Origin of the sequence: Streptomyces sp. NPDC127038 (genome assembly GCF_042725875.1) — a bacterium.
In the GTDB taxonomy this organism is placed as follows: Bacteria; Actinomycetota; Actinomycetes; order Streptomycetales; family Streptomycetaceae; genus Streptomyces.
In genome coordinates this window covers 79,927-95,738 of record NZ_JBHXDQ010000015.1, presented here as the reverse complement: position 1 = coordinate 95,738, position 15,812 = coordinate 79,927, and the positions used below count along the sequence as shown (strand labels likewise).

Annotated in this window: 15 protein-coding genes; 9 read left to right on the top strand and 6 right to left on the bottom strand. The window is 74.0% G+C overall.

Translation table 11 applies throughout. The features are described 5' to 3' along the window. Nucleotides 1–241: 241 nt before the first annotated feature. The 5 genes from ACFWI4_RS14290 to ACFWI4_RS14270 are packed head-to-tail and all read left to right on the top strand — an operon-like array spanning nucleotide 242 to nucleotide 4,680. The gene (locus tag ACFWI4_RS14290; protein WP_387195149.1) at nucleotides 242–1,561 is read left to right on the top strand and encodes an MFS transporter; all 1,320 of its coding nucleotides are present in this window, start codon (nucleotides 242–244) and stop codon (nucleotides 1,559–1,561) included. Continuing rightward, nucleotides 1,558–2,412 (top strand): putative hydro-lyase, encoded by an 855-nt coding sequence (locus ACFWI4_RS14285; protein WP_387195146.1) that lies wholly within the window; start codon nucleotides 1,558–1,560, stop codon nucleotides 2,410–2,412. The genes ACFWI4_RS14290 and ACFWI4_RS14285 overlap by 4 nt, the downstream gene beginning before the upstream one ends. A gap of 29 nt (nucleotides 2,413–2,441) precedes the next feature. Beyond that, the gene (locus ACFWI4_RS14280; protein WP_387195143.1) at nucleotides 2,442–3,200 is read left to right on the top strand and encodes a LamB/YcsF family protein; all 759 of its coding nucleotides are present in this window, start codon (nucleotides 2,442–2,444) and stop codon (nucleotides 3,198–3,200) included. Beyond that, nucleotides 3,197–3,814 carry an allophanate hydrolase subunit 1 gene (locus ACFWI4_RS14275; RefSeq protein WP_387195140.1) on the top strand — a complete coding sequence of 206 codons (618 nt, stop codon included), beginning with the start codon at nucleotides 3,197–3,199 and terminating at the stop codon, nucleotides 3,812–3,814. The genes ACFWI4_RS14280 and ACFWI4_RS14275 overlap by 4 nt, the downstream gene beginning before the upstream one ends. Then, nucleotides 3,811–4,680 carry a biotin-dependent carboxyltransferase family protein gene (locus ACFWI4_RS14270; protein ID WP_387195137.1) on the top strand — a complete coding sequence of 290 codons (870 nt, stop codon included), beginning with the start codon at nucleotides 3,811–3,813 and terminating at the stop codon, nucleotides 4,678–4,680. Before ACFWI4_RS14275 ends, ACFWI4_RS14270 begins: the two co-directional genes overlap by 4 nt. Before the next feature lie 299 nt (nucleotides 4,681–4,979). Here ACFWI4_RS14270 and ACFWI4_RS14265 read toward each other — a convergent pair whose 3' ends face one another. From ACFWI4_RS14265 to ACFWI4_RS14245, 5 genes are all read right to left on the bottom strand, one after another. Then, entirely contained in the window at nucleotides 4,980–5,834 is an 855-nt protein-coding gene (locus ACFWI4_RS14265) for an SGNH/GDSL hydrolase family protein (protein ID WP_387195133.1), read from the bottom strand. Continuing rightward, on the bottom strand, nucleotides 5,831–6,985 hold the full coding sequence (locus tag ACFWI4_RS14260) for a glycosyltransferase (RefSeq protein WP_387195130.1): 1,155 nt from the start codon (nucleotides 6,983–6,985) through the stop codon (nucleotides 5,831–5,833). Before ACFWI4_RS14260 ends, ACFWI4_RS14265 begins: the two co-directional genes overlap by 4 nt. Then, nucleotides 6,982–8,145, bottom strand: coding sequence for a glycosyltransferase family 4 protein (locus ACFWI4_RS14255; protein ID WP_387195127.1), 1,164 nt, complete (start codon nucleotides 8,143–8,145; stop codon nucleotides 6,982–6,984). The genes ACFWI4_RS14260 and ACFWI4_RS14255 overlap by 4 nt, the downstream gene beginning before the upstream one ends. Nucleotides 8,146–8,284: 139 nt before the next feature. Then, a complete protein-coding gene (locus ACFWI4_RS14250) occupies nucleotides 8,285–9,703 on the bottom strand; it encodes a HEAT repeat domain-containing protein (RefSeq protein ID WP_385399343.1) in 1,419 nt (472 codons plus the stop codon). Between the two features lie 300 nt (nucleotides 9,704–10,003). Further along, complete coding sequence (locus tag ACFWI4_RS14245; protein ID WP_387195123.1) at nucleotides 10,004–10,396, bottom strand: ankyrin repeat domain-containing protein; 393 nt, start codon at nucleotides 10,394–10,396, stop codon at nucleotides 10,004–10,006. Nucleotides 10,397–10,656: 260 nt separating this feature from the next. On the opposite strand from ACFWI4_RS14245, the gene ACFWI4_RS14240 reads away from it, so the two are divergent. Together ACFWI4_RS14240 and ACFWI4_RS14235 are read left to right on the top strand one after the other, a co-directional pair. Then, entirely contained in the window at nucleotides 10,657–10,851 is a 195-nt protein-coding gene (locus ACFWI4_RS14240; RefSeq protein ID WP_037621052.1) for a hypothetical protein, read from the top strand. Nucleotides 10,852–10,891: 40 nt separating this feature from the next. Then, complete coding sequence (locus ACFWI4_RS14235) at nucleotides 10,892–12,472, top strand: hypothetical protein (protein ID WP_387195120.1); 1,581 nt, start codon at nucleotides 10,892–10,894, stop codon at nucleotides 12,470–12,472. A 270-nt stretch (nucleotides 12,473–12,742) separates the two neighbouring features. On the opposite strand, the gene ACFWI4_RS14230 is transcribed toward ACFWI4_RS14235, so the two are convergent. Continuing rightward, a complete protein-coding gene (locus ACFWI4_RS14230) occupies nucleotides 12,743–14,242 on the bottom strand; it encodes a PLP-dependent aminotransferase family protein (RefSeq protein WP_387195114.1) in 1,500 nt (499 codons plus the stop codon). Nucleotides 14,243–14,305: 63 nt separating this feature from the next. Here ACFWI4_RS14230 and ACFWI4_RS14225 point away from each other — a divergent pair, with 63 nt between their 5' ends. After that, nucleotides 14,306–15,028, top strand: a complete 723-nt coding sequence (locus ACFWI4_RS14225) for a YitT family protein (RefSeq protein ID WP_387195111.1) — start codon at nucleotides 14,306–14,308, stop codon at nucleotides 15,026–15,028. Further along, the gene (locus ACFWI4_RS14220) at nucleotides 15,025–15,792 is read left to right on the top strand and encodes a glycerophosphodiester phosphodiesterase (protein ID WP_387195108.1); all 768 of its coding nucleotides are present in this window, start codon (nucleotides 15,025–15,027) and stop codon (nucleotides 15,790–15,792) included. The genes ACFWI4_RS14225 and ACFWI4_RS14220 overlap by 4 nt, the downstream gene beginning before the upstream one ends. The last annotated feature ends 20 nt before the right edge of the window (nucleotides 15,793–15,812 follow it).

Below are 15,812 nucleotides of genomic sequence, written 5' to 3'. Positions count from 1 at the left end.
GCCGAAGAACGAAACAACACAGGTATTGAGGGATCGTTCAACGATCCTCTACCTTGTCGGACAGGCGACCGGACAGGCGACCGCACATGCGGCCCCACCCGCGACCGCACACGCACTTCCCGAACCACCCCGCGCACACAGCTCTCCGCACCCGCGGAACGCGAACTGCCGGGCGCCCAAAGGCTTCCGCACGGCTCGGCTCAGTCCTCACGCACTCTCCGTCCCTCAATGCGAGGTGCCCATGAGCACGACCCCTCCGTCCCACGCCCCGACACCGGACACCCAGGCCCCCACGGGCGAACCCGCCGCCCGGGAGGGCGCGTTCGGCTGGCTGCACGCCCTCGGCCCCCGGGGCCGGCGCGCCTTCGGCGGCGCGTTCGGCGGCTACGGCCTCGACGCGTACGACTACTTCACCCTGCCGCTGAGCATGGTCGCCCTGGCGGCCTACTTCGGCCTCGACAGCGGCCAGACGGGCCTGTTCACCACGGTCACCCTGGTCGTGTCCGCCGTCGGCGGCGCCGCCGCGGGCGTGGTCGCGGACCGGATCGGACGCGTCAGGGCGCTGATGATCACCGTGATCACCTACGCGGTGTTCACCGTGGCCTGCGGTTTCGCGCCGAACTACGAGACGCTGCTGGTCTTCCGCGCCCTCCAGGGCCTCGGCTTCGGAGGCGAGTGGGCGGTCGGCGCGGTCCTGGTCGCCGAGTACGCGAGCCCCCGGCACCGCGGGCGCACCCTCGGCGCGGTCCAGAGCGCCTGGGCCGTCGGCTGGGGCCTGGCGGTGGTCGTCTACACGCTGGTGTTCCAGTACCTCGACGACGGGCTCGCCTGGCGCGTGATGTTCTGGACCGGCGCGCTGCCCGCGCTGCTCGTGCTGTGGGTCCGGCGCCACGTGCACGACGCTCCCGGGGCGGCCGCGGTCCGCGAGAGGAGCGAGGACAAGGGCTCGTTCACCGCCCTCTTCAGGCGCGGCACCCCCGAGACCCCCGGCCTGCTGCGCACCACGTTCTTCGCGGTCCTGCTCTCCACCGGCGTCCAGGGCGGCTACTACACGCTCGCCACCTGGGTTCCCACCTATCTGAAGACGGAGCGCGGCCTGTCTGTCGTGGGCACCGGCGGTTACCTGACCCTCCTGATCTCCGGGGCCTTCCTCGGCTACCTCACCGGAGGACTCCTCACCGACAGACTGGGCCGCAAGCGCAACATCCTGCTCTTCGCGGTCCTCTCCGCGGTCTGCGTCCTCGCCTACGCGAACATCCCGAGCGGCGCCGACACCCTCCTCCTGGTGCTCGGATTCCCCCTCGGCTTCTGCATGTCGGCCATCTTCAGCGGTTTCGGATCGTTCCTCAGCGAGCTGTATCCGGCGGCCGTACGGGGCACAGGACAGGGCTTCGCGTACAACACCGGGCGGGCCGTCGGCGCGGCCTTCCCGACCACGGTCGGCTTCCTGGCCGACAGCTGGGGCGTGGGCGGAGCGCTGGTCTTCGGCGCCGTCGGCTACGCCCTGGCCGCACTCGCCCTGACCGGACTTCCCGAGACGCGTGGCAAGGAGCTGCTGTGAACGAAACCCTCCAGGTCCGGTCCTCCGCCCTCCCGGGCGACGACTCGGCCGGCCCGGCGAAGAACCCCTCCCACGCGCACGCGTGGACCCCCGGACGAGCCCGTCGGCGGTTCCGCTCCGGCCTCTCGGTGCCCACCGCCGGGATCGCCGCGGGCCACGCCCAGGCGAACCTCGTCTCGGTGCCCGCCGACTGGGCGTACGACATGCTGCTGTTCTGCCAGCGCAACCCGAAGCCGTGTCCCGTCCTCGACGTCACCGACGCCGGCTCCTGGAGCACGGTGCTCGCCCGGGGCGCCGATCTGCGCACCGACCTGCCGGGCTACCGGGTGTGGGAGGACGGCGAGTTGGTGGCCGAGCCCACGGACGTCCTCGCGTACTGGCGGTCCGACCTGGTGTCGTTCCTGATCGGGTGCAGCTTCACCTTCGAGTGGGCGCTGAGCGCCGCGGGTGTGCCGATGCGCCACATCGAGCAGGGCCGCAACGTCTCGATGTACGTGACGGCGCGTCAGTGCCGGCCGGCGGGCCGGCTGCGCGGCCCCATGGTCGTGTCGATGCGCCCGGTGCCGCCCGAGCACCTGAGCACGGCGATCCGGGAGAGCAGTCTGCTGCCCGCCGTGCACGGCTCCCCGGTGCACTGCGGCGACCCCGCCGGGCTCGGCATCGAGGACCTCTCGCGCCCCGACTTCGGCGATCCGGTGGTCGCGGCCCCGGACGACATCCCGGTGTTCTGGGCCTGCGGAGTGACACCCCAGGCGGCCGTGATGGCGTCCCGTCCGCCGTTCGCGATCACCCACGCGCCCGGCCGCATGTTCATCACCGACACCCGCGACGAGCAGTACCGAGTGGCCTGAAAGGGCCGGACGAGGAGGAACGGCAGCCCATGACCCGTATCGATCTCAACGCCGATCTCGGCGAGGGCTTCGGCCGCTGGCGGCTGACCGACGACGAACAGCTGCTGTCCGTCGTGACCAGCGCCAACGTGGCCTGTGGTTTCCACGCCGGGGACGCGGTCACCATGCGCCGGGTCTGCGAACGGGCCGCGGAGCGGGGTGTACGGATCGGGGCCCAGGTCTCCTACCGGGACCTGGCCGGGTTCGGGCGGCGGGCGATGGACGTGCCGTCCGCGGAACTGGCGGCCGAAGTCGCCTACCAGATAGGCGCCCTGGAGGTCTTCGCGCGCGCGGCGGGCTCCCGGGTGGCCTATGTGAAGCCGCACGGCGCTCTGTACAACCGGGTCGTGCACGACGAGGAACAGGCGGCGGCCGTCGTCGAGGGCGTCCTCCTCGCGGGCGCCGATCTGCCCGTGCTCGGTCTGCCGTCCTCGCACTTCCTGAGGACCGCCGGGGAGGCCGGACTGCCCGTCGTCGCCGAGGCGTTCGCGGACCGCGCCTACACCCGGGAGGGCACGCTGGTGCCGCGCGCCGAGGAGGGCGCGGTGATCACGGAGGCCGAGGCCGTCGTCGAACGCTCCCTGGGCCTGGCACGCTCCGGGACGGTCACGGCCCGGACCGGGGAACGTGTCGCGGTCCGGGCGCGGTCGCTGTGCCTGCACGGGGACACACCGGGCGCGGTCGAACTGGCCCGCCGGGTACGGGCGACGCTGGAGTCCTCGGGCGTGCGGGTGGAGGCGTTCGCGTGAGGGCCCTGCCCGTCGGCGACCGGGCGCTGCTGGTCGAGGTGTCCTCGGGGGAGGCCGCCCAGGCCCTGCACGCCGAGCTGTTGCGGCGCCGCGCGGAGGGCTCGCTGTCGGTGCGCGAGATCGTCCCGGCGGCCCGTACGGTCCTCCTGGACGGCCTGGAGGAGCCCGCGCGGCTCGCGGAAGTGCTGCCCGGCTGGGACATCCCCCCGCTGTCCGCGCGCGCGGACGTCACCGTCGAGATCCCGGTACGGTACGACGGTCCCGATCTCGCGGACGTGGCGGCCTGCTGGGGAGTGGCGGTGCGCGAGGTGCCGGAGATCCACGCGGCGGCCGGGTTCCGCGTCGCCTTCTGCGGGTTCGCGCCCGGATTCGGCTACCTCACGGGGCTGCCGCAGAGGTACGACGTACCGCGCCGGGCGACCCCGCGGACAGTGGTCCCCGCGGGCTCGGTGGCGCTCGCGGGCCCGTACACCGGTGTGTACCCGCGCAGTTCGCCGGGCGGCTGGCAGCTGATCGGCACGACGGACGCGGTGCTGTGGGACCACGCGCGCGTGCCGGCCGCGCTGCTGTCCCCCGGCACGCGGGTGCGCTTCGTACCGGAAGGGTGTTCATGAGCGACCGGGCCCTCGTCGTGGTGCGGGCCGGGGCCCTGACCACCGTCCAGGACCGGGGGCGGCCCGGCCACGCCCATCTCGGCGTACCGCGGTCCGGGGCGCTCGACCCGCCCGCCGCCGCGCTCGCCAACCGGCTCGTCGCCAACCCCGCCGGGGCGGCCGTGCTGGAGACGACGGTCGACGGCTGTGCCCTGCGCCCCCGTTCCGCGGTCACGGTGGCGGTGACCGGAGCGCCCTGCCCGGTGCGGGTCGAGGGCCGCCCGGTCGCCTGGGGCGCTCCCGTCCGGGTGCCGGCGGGAGCGCTCCTGGACGTCGGTTCCGCGCGCGGGGGGCTACGGAGCTATGTGGCCGTGTCCGGGGGCGTGGCGGTCGATCCGGTGCTCGGCAGCCGCTCGACCGACCTCCTCTCGGGGCTCGGCCCGCCACCCCTGGTGGACGGCACCGTGCTTCCCCTGGGGAGTCCCGGCACCCTCCACGCGTGCGTGGACGTCGTCCCGCACCGCGCCCCGCCCGCCGAGCTGGTGCTGCGCGTGACCCTCGGCCCGCGCGAGAGCTGGTTCACGGGGCCCGCCCTGCGGACGCTCACCACGCGCGTCTACCGGGTCTCGCCGGCGAGCAACCGCATCGGCCTGCGTACGGAGGGGCCCCCGCTGGAACGGGCCGTCACCGGCGAACTGCCCAGCGAGGGCATGGTGCTGGGTGCCGTCCAGGTGCCGCCCGACGGCCGCCCGGTCGTCTTCCTCGCCGACCATCCGACCACCGGGGGCTACCCGGTGATCGCGGTGGTCCGCCCCGGCGATCTCGCGGCGGCCGCCCAGGCGGTACCGGGAACCCCGGTGCGCTTCCTGGCCGTACGGCGCGGGTGACGCCGTGGGTGACACCGCCGCGGCGCCTCACGCGGGACGGCGCCCGGGTGCGCCGTACGCGGAGGAACGCGCGTCGCGCCGTACGCGGAAGGACACGCGTCGCGCCGTACGCGGAGGAACGCGCGTCGCGCCGTACGCGGAAGGACACGCGTCGCGCCGTACGCGGAGGGACACGCGTCGCGCCGTACGGGGAAGGACGGGGGAAGGCGCCGGGCCCGTGTCCGCCCGGCGTCTCCCCCATGCGTCCGCTCGCTCCCGGGCCGCGTCCACCCGCTCCCCGGGCCGCCTGCCCCTGCTCCTCAGGCCACGTCCGGCCGTTCCGCCACCGACAGCGCCGCCAGGGCGGACGCGACGGCGTGCGAGGCGCTCAGATCGAGGCGGGCGCTGGTGCCCCGGGCCCGGTGGCGCACCTCGGACGCGGCCAGGGTGAGCAGCTGGGGCAGCAGGTCGGTGCAGCGCCTGGCCACCCAGCCCGTGCCCGCCGTCGCCAGCCACAGCAGGCTCGCGGCGCGAGTCGGAGCGGGGAACTCGGCCTCGGCCGAGGGGGTGGCGCCGCCAGCGAGCCCTTCCCGGGCGAGCAGCGCGTGGAAGCGCAGGGCCAGCTGACGGTGTCCCAGCTCCCCGGGGTGCAGCCGGTCGGAGCTCCAGACGGAGCGGTCCTCGAGCCACTCCTCCTCCGCCGCGTGCAGATGCATCGCCCCGTGCCGCTCCGAGAGCGCGTGCACTACGGCGTTGACGGCGTGCTGACGCCGGGCCAGCGGCCGGGCGAGGGCTGCTGGCAGCCCGAGCATCGAGCCGGGGTCCGGGAGGCAGGCCGTCAGGACGGTCGTTCCGCGCGCGCGGAACGCCGAGTACACCGTGTCGAGCCGTTCGGCCACCGAGCGGATGTCGAAGGTGTACCGCAGGGTGTCGTTGACGCCGATCACGACGGAGACGATGTCGGGCTCCAGGGCGAGCGCCGCCGGGGTCTGACGTTCGAGGACGTCCCAGGTCTGCGCCCCGCTGACCGCGAGGTTGGTGAAGCTCACGGGCGCGTCCGCTTGGGCTAGCCCCGGGGCGAGCAGCTCGGCCCACCCGCGCCACCGGTCCCCCACGCGGTCGCCGACGCCCTCCGTGAGGGAGTCCCCGAGGGCGACGAACCGAACCGGTCTCATGCCACGCCCTCCTGGAGGCGCGGCCGGGGCACGGCCACCGCGTCGTGCGCGGCGAGGAAGCCCGCCACGGCGGCGTCCCAGCCGAAGCACTCCGCACGCGCGCGTGCGGCCTGCCTGCGCTCGCCCTCGGCGCGGCCGAGCAGCAGGCGCACCGCGTCGGCGAAGGAGTCCCCGTTGTCGGCCGCGGTGGCGCCGGCGGAGCCGACGATCTCCGGCAGCGCGGAGAGCGCGCTGGCGACGACGGGGGTGCCGCAGGCCATCGCCTCCAGGGCGGCGAGCCCGAAGGTCTCCGCGGGCCCCGGTGCCAGGCACACGTCCGCCGAGGCCTGGAGCGAGCCGAGCAGGGTGCGGTCGCCGACGTGGCCGAGGAAGGTGACGGGCAGCCGCCGTTCCCGGGCGCGCGCCTCGAGCCGGGCCCTGAGCGGCCCGTCGCCAGCGACGACGAGCACGGCCCGTTCGCCGCGCCGCAGCAGCGCCTCCAGCGCGTCGAGCGCCGTACCGGGGCGCTTCTCGACCGAGAGCCGGGAGCACATCACGAGCAGGACCTGGTCCGCGCGCGCGTGGCGGGCGCGGAGCGCGGGGTCGCGCAGGGCGGGGTGCCGGTCCACCAGATCGACGCCCAGAGGAGCGCGTACGACGTTGCGGGCGCCGATCCGCACGAACTCGCGCTCGGCGAACTCCGTGGTGCACACCACGCGCGCGTAGGAGTGCGCGGTGCGGACGTTGAGGGCGTCCGCGGTGCGGCGGGCCATGGCCTCGGACAGTCCCCAGGTGCGCAGCACACCGTCGGCGGTCTCGTGGGAGACCATCACCGCGGGCACCCGGGCGCGTCGCGCCCACACCCCGGTCCAGCGCAGGGTGGTGCGGTCGGAGACCTCCAGGCGGTCGGGGGCGAGCGACTCCAGGAGCCGGGCGACCCCGCGTCTGTCGGTGAGGACGCGGTAGCCGCCGGTGCCGGGCAGCAGCGGTCCGGGCAGGGTGATCACCCGCCCCTGTTCGGTGTCGCGCTCGCTCGCGCGCTCGCCGGGGATGACGAGGACCGGTTCGTGTCCGGCCGCGAGATAGCCGGTCCCCAGCTCCCGCAGGGCGGTGCGCAGTCCTCCGGAGGAGGGGGCGACGAAGTTGGCGAGCCGTACGATGCGCAGGCTCATGCCGCCACCAGCTTCCGTGCGGAGAGTACGTCCTCGTAGTGGGCGATGAGCTGGTCGCCCACGGCGGCCCAGGTGCGGCCCTCGACCATGGCGTGTCCGGCGGCGCCGTAGGCCGCCCGCAGGGCGGGGTCGACGGCGAGGGTGCGCACCGCGTCCCGTACGGCGTCGGCGTCGCGCGGCGGGACCAGCAGTCCGGTGCGCCCGTGGTCGACCAGGTCGAGCGGTCCGCCCGCGGCGGGCGCGACGACGGGCACGCCGCTGGCCATGGCCTCCTGCACGGTCTGGCAGAAGGTCTCGAAGGGGCCGGTGTGCGCGAAGACGTCGAGGGAGGCGAAGATCCGGGCGAGTTCGCCGCCGGTGCGCCGGCCGAGGAAGACGGCGCCGGGGAGCGCGCCGCGCAGCCCGGCCTCGCTGGGTCCGTCGCCGACCACGACGACCTTGACCCCGTCCAGCTCGCAGACGCCGGAGAGCAGTTCGACGTGCTTCTCGGGGGCGAGGCGGCCGACGTAGCCGACGATCAGCTCGCCGTTCGGCGCCAGTTCGCGGCGCAGCGCGGCGTCGCGGCGGGCGGGGTGGAAGCGGGCCGTGTCGACTCCGCGTGCCCACAGCCGCACCCGGGGCACGCCGTGCGCCTCCAGGTCGCCGAGGGCGGCGCTGGAGGGCGCGAGCGTGCGGTCGGCGGCGGCGTGCACCGAGCGGATGCGCCGCCAGGCGGTGGCCTCACCCGCGCTGATGTACGTGCGGGCGTATCCGGCCAGGTCGGTCTGGTAGACGGCCACGGCGGGGATGCCGAGCCGGGCGGCGGCCGCCATGCCGCGGACGCCGAGGATGAAGGGGCTGGCCAGGTGGACGATGTCGGCGCGGTGTTCGGTGATCGCCGCGGCGACGCGCCGGCTGGGGAGGGCGACGCGTACCTGGGGGTAGCCCGGGAGCGGTATGGAGGGGACACGGACGACGGGGCACGGCGCGAGGGCGTCGGGCCCGTTCCCGGCGGGGGTGCCGCCCTGTTCGGGGACGGCCGGGGGCTTGGGGGAGGTGGCCGGGGCGACGACGAGGGGAGCGTGACCGCGATCGACGAGGTGCCGGGCGGTCTGGAGCGCGCAGTGGGCCACGCCGTTCACATCGGGGGGAAAGGATTCGGTCACGATGACGACACGCATACGGGTGTTCTCGCCCGGCTGGACGTGGCCGCGTCAACGTGGATCTATGCGAACGATGAACGTCCCGTGAGCGTTGCCCTCCGCCCCCGAGCAGGTCAGCCCCCGTCCACGCGCTCCTGACTCCCGGGTCACCGAACGTTCATACGGCCGGCATGTCGGGCCCGATCCTGCTCCGTACGGCTGTCTGGACTTCGGCCTCCTCGGCCGGATCCGCCGCGAGCCGGCGCAGTTGGTCCACCACGCGCGCGTCACCGGTCTCGGCGTGCCGGGCGGCGGTCTCCCGGGTGGTCTCCTCGCAGTCCCAGAGGCATTCGACGGCGAAGCCCGCGGGGAAGGAGGGATCGGTGGCGGCCAGGGCGCGGGCGGCGCGCTGGCGCAGGTGCGAGGACGCGGTCTCCCGGTAGATGTGCCGCAGCACGGGTGCGGCACAGGCGATGCCGAGCCGTCCGGTGCCGTCGACGAGGGTCCACAGGGTCGGCGCGTCGGGGCCCTCGCCCCGTACCGCCTCGCGCAGGGCGGCCAGGACGAGATCGCGGTCGTGTGCTCCGCCCCGGCAGGCGAGGACGCGGCCGGCGGCGGCGCCGAGGGCGTCGGGCCGGTGGGCCCAGCCGCGGGCCCGGTCGACGGCGGCGACGCTCCGCATCCGTTCGAAGGCGTCGACGGCGGCCTCGGAGACGGCTGTCGAGCCGTCCGCGACGGCCGCCTCGATCAGGTCGAGGGCGTCCGGGTCGTTGCCGTCGGCGAGATAGCGCAGGGCGGTGCAGCGCGCGCCCTCCGCGCCGTGGCGTGCGGCCTCGACGATCTCGGGCCGGTCGTCGGGCCCTGCGACGGCGGTCAGGCAGCGGGCGGCCGGGACGTGCAGGGCGGCTCCGCGTTCGATGCCCTGCTGGGCCCATTCGAAGACGGCGCCGACGCTCCACCCCGGGCGGGGTCCCGAGGGCCGCATCTGGCGTTGCCAGCGGTCGAAGGAACCGGCCTCCTGGGCGGTGCGCACCCGGGTGGCGACGGACGTGCGGGCGTCGTCGGCCCACAGCCGCCAGGGCCGTGGCTCGAAGGCGTCGCGCACGGCGGCGGCGAGGGCGGCCTCGCCCTCGGGGTCGGCCGGGAACCGGGCGAGCACGGGGACGGCGAGGGCGCGCAGGCCCGCGTCGTCGTCGCGCAGGGCCAGTTCGTCCAGGGCCCAGGCCCAGTTGGAGCCGGCCGCGGCGTACCTGCGCAGCAGTTCGAGCGCGTCCCGCCTGCCGTAGGAGGCGAGGTGCCCGAGGACGGCGAGGGCGAGTCCCGTGCGTGACTCGCAGTCGTCGAGGATGTCCTCGGCGTCGAAGAGGTGCCGCTCGATCTCGTCGAGCTCGCCGCTCAGATCGAGGTAGAGACGGGCGTAGTACAGGGAGCGGTTCTCCACCTGCCAGTCGTGGCGGGGGTCCCTGAGGACACAGTGGTTCAGTGCCGCGAGCGCCTCGGCCCGCGGTGCGGTGAGCGCGTGCAGCGTGCCGTCGCCGCGGCCCCTCTGGAGCAGGCCGAGCAGGGTACCGCTGGGCGCTATGACCGGATCGAACATGGGAAACAGCCTCACATCAAGCGTCGACGCAACCGGGATCCTGCATTACCTGGCCGCGTGACAACACGTCGGGGCGCCCGCCGTCTCTTGCTTGCTGTAGACCATCTTCCTCTGCCTCTCGTAGGTGGCCCATGCGGGCCGAGTCACGGCCCGCGCGGTGCGGCAACTTCTGCCCAGCCATCGCGTCCGTGAATCACGTCGTCATGATGACCCGGTCGTTCTTCCTGCCGCGACCGTATTTCCGGCGGCCCCGTTCCGCCTCCCTTTTTTCCTGCGTTTCGCCTGGTCAGAGCGTTCGATTCATGACGTGCCGAACAATTCGAGCAGGTCGGTCTTGGCAAACATGCGGGCGGTGTCCACGGCCGACGGGGTGCCCGCCCCCGGATCGGCACCTGCCTTCAGAAGGACCCGGATGACGGCTTCCTCGCCCTTGAAGACGGCCCCGGCGAGGGGGGTCTGGCCCCGGTCGTTGATCCGGTCGGCCTCGGCCCCGCGGTCCAGCAGGGCGCGGACCGCCTCGGCGTGACCGTGGTAGGCGGCGAGCATCACGAGCGAGTCGCCGCGGTCGTTGGTGAGGTCGGCCGGAACACCCGCGTCCACGTACGCCACGAGCGCCTCCGTCTCGCCGCGTCGCGCCAGATCGAAGATCTTGGTCGCGAGCTCCACGACCTCGGGGTCGGGGGCTTCGCTCATCTGCCGGACCGCCTCTCACTGCAACCGTTCGGGTGAATCGACAGCGTACTGGCTCCGGCGGCACATGACAGGCATCCTCCGCGGCAAAGATCACAAAGTGCGCATCGGGTGCAACAGGGCAGCTCAGACGGGTCAAGACGGCTCCGTCGCACGAGTGAAATCAGCCGTTTTTCACCCGCTTGCACCTTTTATCGTATGGATACATGCTGTGATCCTGGGACAACTCATGGTGACCGTCCCCACGAACCAGGAGAGCTCAAATGATTCTGTCCATGTCAGGCGTCGTCCTTCTCGGCATCATCGTCTTCCTCTTCTTCAAGAAGGACGGGCTGAAGGCGTCGCACGCCCTGGTGGCCGCGCTCTTCGGCTTCTACCTCGCGAGCACGGCCATCGCGCCGAGCATCAAGGCCGGCGGGGAGAGCCTGGCGGGCCTCCTCGGCGGGATCAAGTTCTGACGACGTCCCCCACCTCGTACGCACCTAACAGGAGACAGCAGTGGCACGGCGCCCTCTCCCCCGCATCCTCAGCAACGGCACCGCACAGATCGCCAAGAGCCGGGAGCTGGCCCGGACGGCAGCCGACAGCGCCACCGATGTCCTCCATCCACTGATCACGGTCACCCGTGGACTGCGCCGGCTGGCAGCGGCCGGACGGCGCAAGTGGGCCGCCACCCCCAAGGACCGGCGCGGACCGCTGCTGTTCCTGGTGGCCTCGGTCGTCCTGATCGTGGCTCTGGTGCCGTACGGACCGCTGCTCGCCGTCATCACCCTGATGGCGGCGGCGGCCTGGACCGGTCGCGAGCGCACCCCACCGCCCGCGACCGGCCCGGACGAGGCACAGACCGGACGCCTCCAGTCCCTCTACGAGGCGCTCGTCCCCTACTTCTCCGCGGCCGACGACCCCGCTCCCCTGTACGCCCACGGCGGCGACTGGGAGAAGGCGTTCGCCTCGTACGAGTTCGACGACGACGGACGGATCTCCCGGCTGCTCGTCCACTACCCGGCGTACTTCACGGACGGCGAGGCGGACTCCCGCGCGCGCATCGAGCAGCTGCTGCACGCCAAGTCGGGCCGCGGCCGTGAGTACCACTTCGACTGGGACGAGGAGGGCAACGAACTCACCGTCACGGTCCTGCCGCCCCTGCCGACCGACATCGCCGCCCAGCGCTTCGTCACCGCGCCCGGCGAGACGGTCCTCGGATTCACCGATCCGGGTGACGTCCGGCGCACGCTCCCGCTGACCCACGGCGAGGAGCGGCGGGACGTCCCTCCGGTCGTCTGGCGCACGGGCGCCCGCTCCACCGAACCGCATCTGCTGATCACGGGCGAACCGGGCTCCGGCACCACCACCCTGCTGCGCTCGATCGCCCTGCAGGCCCTCCAGTACGGCGATGTCGTCGTCGTGGACGGCGGAGGCACCGGCGAGTACGCGTGCCTGACCGGGCGCGAGGGCGTCCTGGCCGTCGAGTGCTCGACGGGCGGGGCGCTCGCCAGTCTGGAGTGGGCGGCGCACGAGACCGAGCGGCGGCTGATCGCCGCGAACCGGGCCCGTCAGGCCGGGCACCCCGCCCCCGAGGACATCAGGAACCCGCTGTGGATCCTGGTGGACCGGCCGAGCGCGCTCGGTCATCTGGCCGCCGCCGACGGGCGCGAGGACCCGATGTCGCTGCTCCAGACCCCGCTGCGACACGGCCGCCCGGCGGGCGTCACGGTCGTGGTCGCCGAGCACGCCGAGAGCCTCGACTCCCTCGGTGAGGCCGTCCACCAGCACACCCGCGCGCGCGTGGTGCTCGGTGCCGTGCCGGACGCCCAGCTCGAAGCGGTCCTGGGCGCTCCCCCGCACACCACTCCGACCCGGGACGTGCCGCCCGGCCGCGGCTACGCCCGCCTGGGCACCGGGCCCGTCCTGCGCCTCCAGGTCCCGGCCACACCGGACCCGTACGACGACGCCACGAGCGAGAGCCAGCGGCGGGCGGTCCTCGACCTGCTGCCGGAGCGGACGACCCCGGGCGACGCGGTCGGGCAGGCGCCCTCCGAGGTCGCCGGGATCGCCGGGGCCGCGGTGGCCGAGGGATAGGGACACCGCCCCTCCCCGAAGGGCCGCTCGACGCGACGGACCGGGCCGGAAACCCTCAGCGGGTTCCCGGCCCGTTCGCCGTCACCGGGTCCGTCGTCCCGGGGGTTCCCGGCGCCGATCCACCGTTCCCGAGCGGTCCCGGGTGCCGATCCCACGACTCCCGGGCCCGCCCGCCTCGTACCGATGCCACCCCTCCCGGGGCGGCCCGAGCGGAGATGCCGCCCTTCCCGGGGAAGCCCTGACCGGAAGGGACTCGGATCGGCCGGGCGGCTAGGCCACGAACGTCCGGGGGCTCTCGTCCGCCGCGCTGACGCCCGTCTCCACCAGCCGGGCGGCGGCGGCCAGTCGGGTCGCCGCCTCGTCCGCCACCGCGCCGCCCACCGTGAACGGCAGCCGCACATAGCCCTCGAAGGCGCCGTCCACCCCGAACCGGGGCCCCGAGGGCACCCGTACGCCCACGCGCTCGCCGACCTCGGCCAGCCGCGACCCGGACAGACCGCCCGTGCGCACCCACAGCGTCAGACCGCCGCGCGGCACGGAGAACTCCCAGCGGGGCAGCTCCCGGCGCAGGGCCGCCACGAGGGCGTCGCGGTTCTCCCGCGCCTGGTCGCGCCGGATGTCGACGGCCTGCTCCCAGCCGCCCGTGCTGAGCAGCCAGTTGACCGCGAGCTGTTCGAGCACGGGCGTGCCGAGGTCGGCGTAGGCGCGCGCGGCGACCAGGCTGCGGATGACGTCGGGAGCGGCCCGCACCCAGCCGATCCGCATGCCCGCCCAGAAGGCCTTGCTCGCCGAGCCCACGGTGATCACGGTCGAGCCGGCCGGGTCGAAGGCGCACACGGGGCGCGGCATCTCCAGCCCCTCGTCCAGATGGAGCTCGCTCATCGTCTCGTCGACGACGAGGACCGTTCCGGCCGAGCGCGCCGCGTCCACGAGCCCGCGCCGCTGGTCCTCGTCGGCGAGCGCGCCGGTGGGATTGTGGAAGTCGGCGACGACGTACGCGAGGCGGGGCGCGGCGTCGCGCAGGACCTGGCGCCAGCGGTCCATGTCCCAGCCGGCCAGGCCCTCGGCCATCGCGACGGGCACCAGCCGGGCACCGGCCTCCCGCATCAGCTGAAGGATGTTGGCGTAGGAGGGGGACTCGACGGCGATGCGCTCGCCGCGGCCCGCGAAGAGATGGCAGATCGCGTCGATCGCGCCCATCGCGCCGGTGGTCACCATGATCTGCTCGGGCATGGTCGGGATCCCGCGCGCGGTGTACCGCTCGGCGAGCATGGCGCGCAGCGCGGGCAGCCCGGCGGGATAGTCGCCGTGCGTGTGCGCGTACGGCGGCAACTCCTCCAGGGCGCCCTGGACGGCGCGGGTCAGCCATGGCTCGGGCGCGGGCAGCGCGGCGCAGCCGAGGTCGATCATCGAGCCGAGGGTCTCGGGCGGCAGCGGTTCGAGACCGCGTGCGGGCAGTGGATTCCCGGCCGGGACGGCGGTCCAGCTGCCCGCCCCGCGGCGCGACTCCAGGAAGCCCTCCGCGCGCAGCGCCTCGTAGGCCGCCGCGACGGTCGTACGGCTGACCGACAGGGCCAGGGCCAGTTCCCGCTCCGCGGGCAGCCGGGCGGCGACCGGAACCCGGCCTTCCAGCACGAGCAGCCGCACCCCGTCGGCGAGCGCGCGGTACGCGGGCGGACGCCGGGTCCCCGGTCCCGCGGGCCGCTCCTGCTGGGAGTTGAGGAGCCGGGCCAGCTGGGCGGCCCCCACCGCCGAAGTCCACTGCGCCATGATTCCAGTCCACCTTCCCCGAATTGGCCATGGATGAAGCCACTTCTCAAGCCACAGAGTGTCATGCGCCAGGCCACTACCACCACTGAGGGGCATCCCGTGTCCACACGCTCCGAGTCCTCACCCGCCGGGACTCCCGGATCCGGGCGGCTCCCCCGCCGTCTCGTCCAGCTCTACGTGGGCCTCGCCCTGTATGGCGCCAGCTCGGCCCTGCTCGTGGAGGCGGGCCTCGGTCTCGAACCGTGGAACGTACTGCACCAGGGTCTCGCCGAGCTGACCGGCCTGACGATCGGCGTGGTGTCGATCATCGTGGGGGCCGCGGTGCTGCTCCTGTGGATCCCGCTGCGCCAGCGGCCCGGCCTCGGGACCGTCTCCAACGTCTTCGCGGTCGGTCTGGCGATGGACGGCACGCTCGCGCTGGTCCCGGACGTCCACTCCCTGGCCGTGCGGATTCCGCTGCTGGTGGCGGGTGTGGTGCTGAACGGCATGGCCACCGGCCTGTACATCTCGGCCAGCTTCGGCCCGGGGCCCCGCGACGGTCTGATGACCGGACTGCACCGGCGTACGGGCCGCTCGGTCCGGCTCGTGCGCACCGTCCTCGAAGTGGCCGTCGTCGTCACCGGCTTCGCGCTCGGCGGCACGGTCGGGATCGGCACGGTGCTCTACGCCGTGGCCATCGGCCCCCTGGCCCAGCTCTTCCTGCGGGTGTTCGCCGCCCGTCCGGCACCGGCCGTCAGCGCCGTTGTCGCCCCGGGTCAACCCGAGCACGCCATACTGCCCGGGTGAGCACGCGCACCCTTCATCCCTACCTGGACCACCCCGGCCCGATCCCCTTCGCGCACCGCGGCGGGTCGGCGGACGGCCTGGAGAACACCCTGGCCCAGTTCCGGCGGGCGGCCGACGCCGGATACCGCTACATCGAGACCGACGTGCACGCCACGGCGGACGACAGGCTCGTCGCCTTCCACGACACGACCCTGGACCGGGTGACCGACGGCGCGGGCCGGATCGCGGACCTCCCCTGGGAGGACGTGCGCCAGGCGCGCGTGGCGGGCAAGGAGCCCGTCCCGCTCTTCGAGGAGCTGCTGGAGGAGCTCCCCGACGTGCGCTGGAACATCGACGTGAAGGCCGAGCCCGCCCTGCTGCCGCTGCTGGATCTGATCGAGCGCACCGACACCTGGGACCGGATCTGCGTCGGCTCGTTCTCCGAGGCGCGCGTGACCCGGGCCCAGCATCTCGCCGGACCGCGCCTCGCGACCTCGTTCGGCACCCGCGGGGTGCTCAACCTGCGGCTCCGCTCCTGGGGCGTGCCGGCGGCGGTCCGCCGCTCCGCGGTCGCGGCCCAGGTTCCCGAGACGCAGTCGGGTGTCCCGGTGGTCGACCGCCGCTTCGTACGGGCCGCCCACGCGCGCGGGCTCCAGGTGCACGTGTGGACCGTGAACGAATCGGAACGCATGCACCGGCTCCTGGACCTGGGAGTCGATGGCATCATGACCGATCACATCGACACGCTGCGCAAGGTCCTGGAAGACCGGGGCACCTGGTTCTGAGCCTCCTCGCGCGGTCCGTT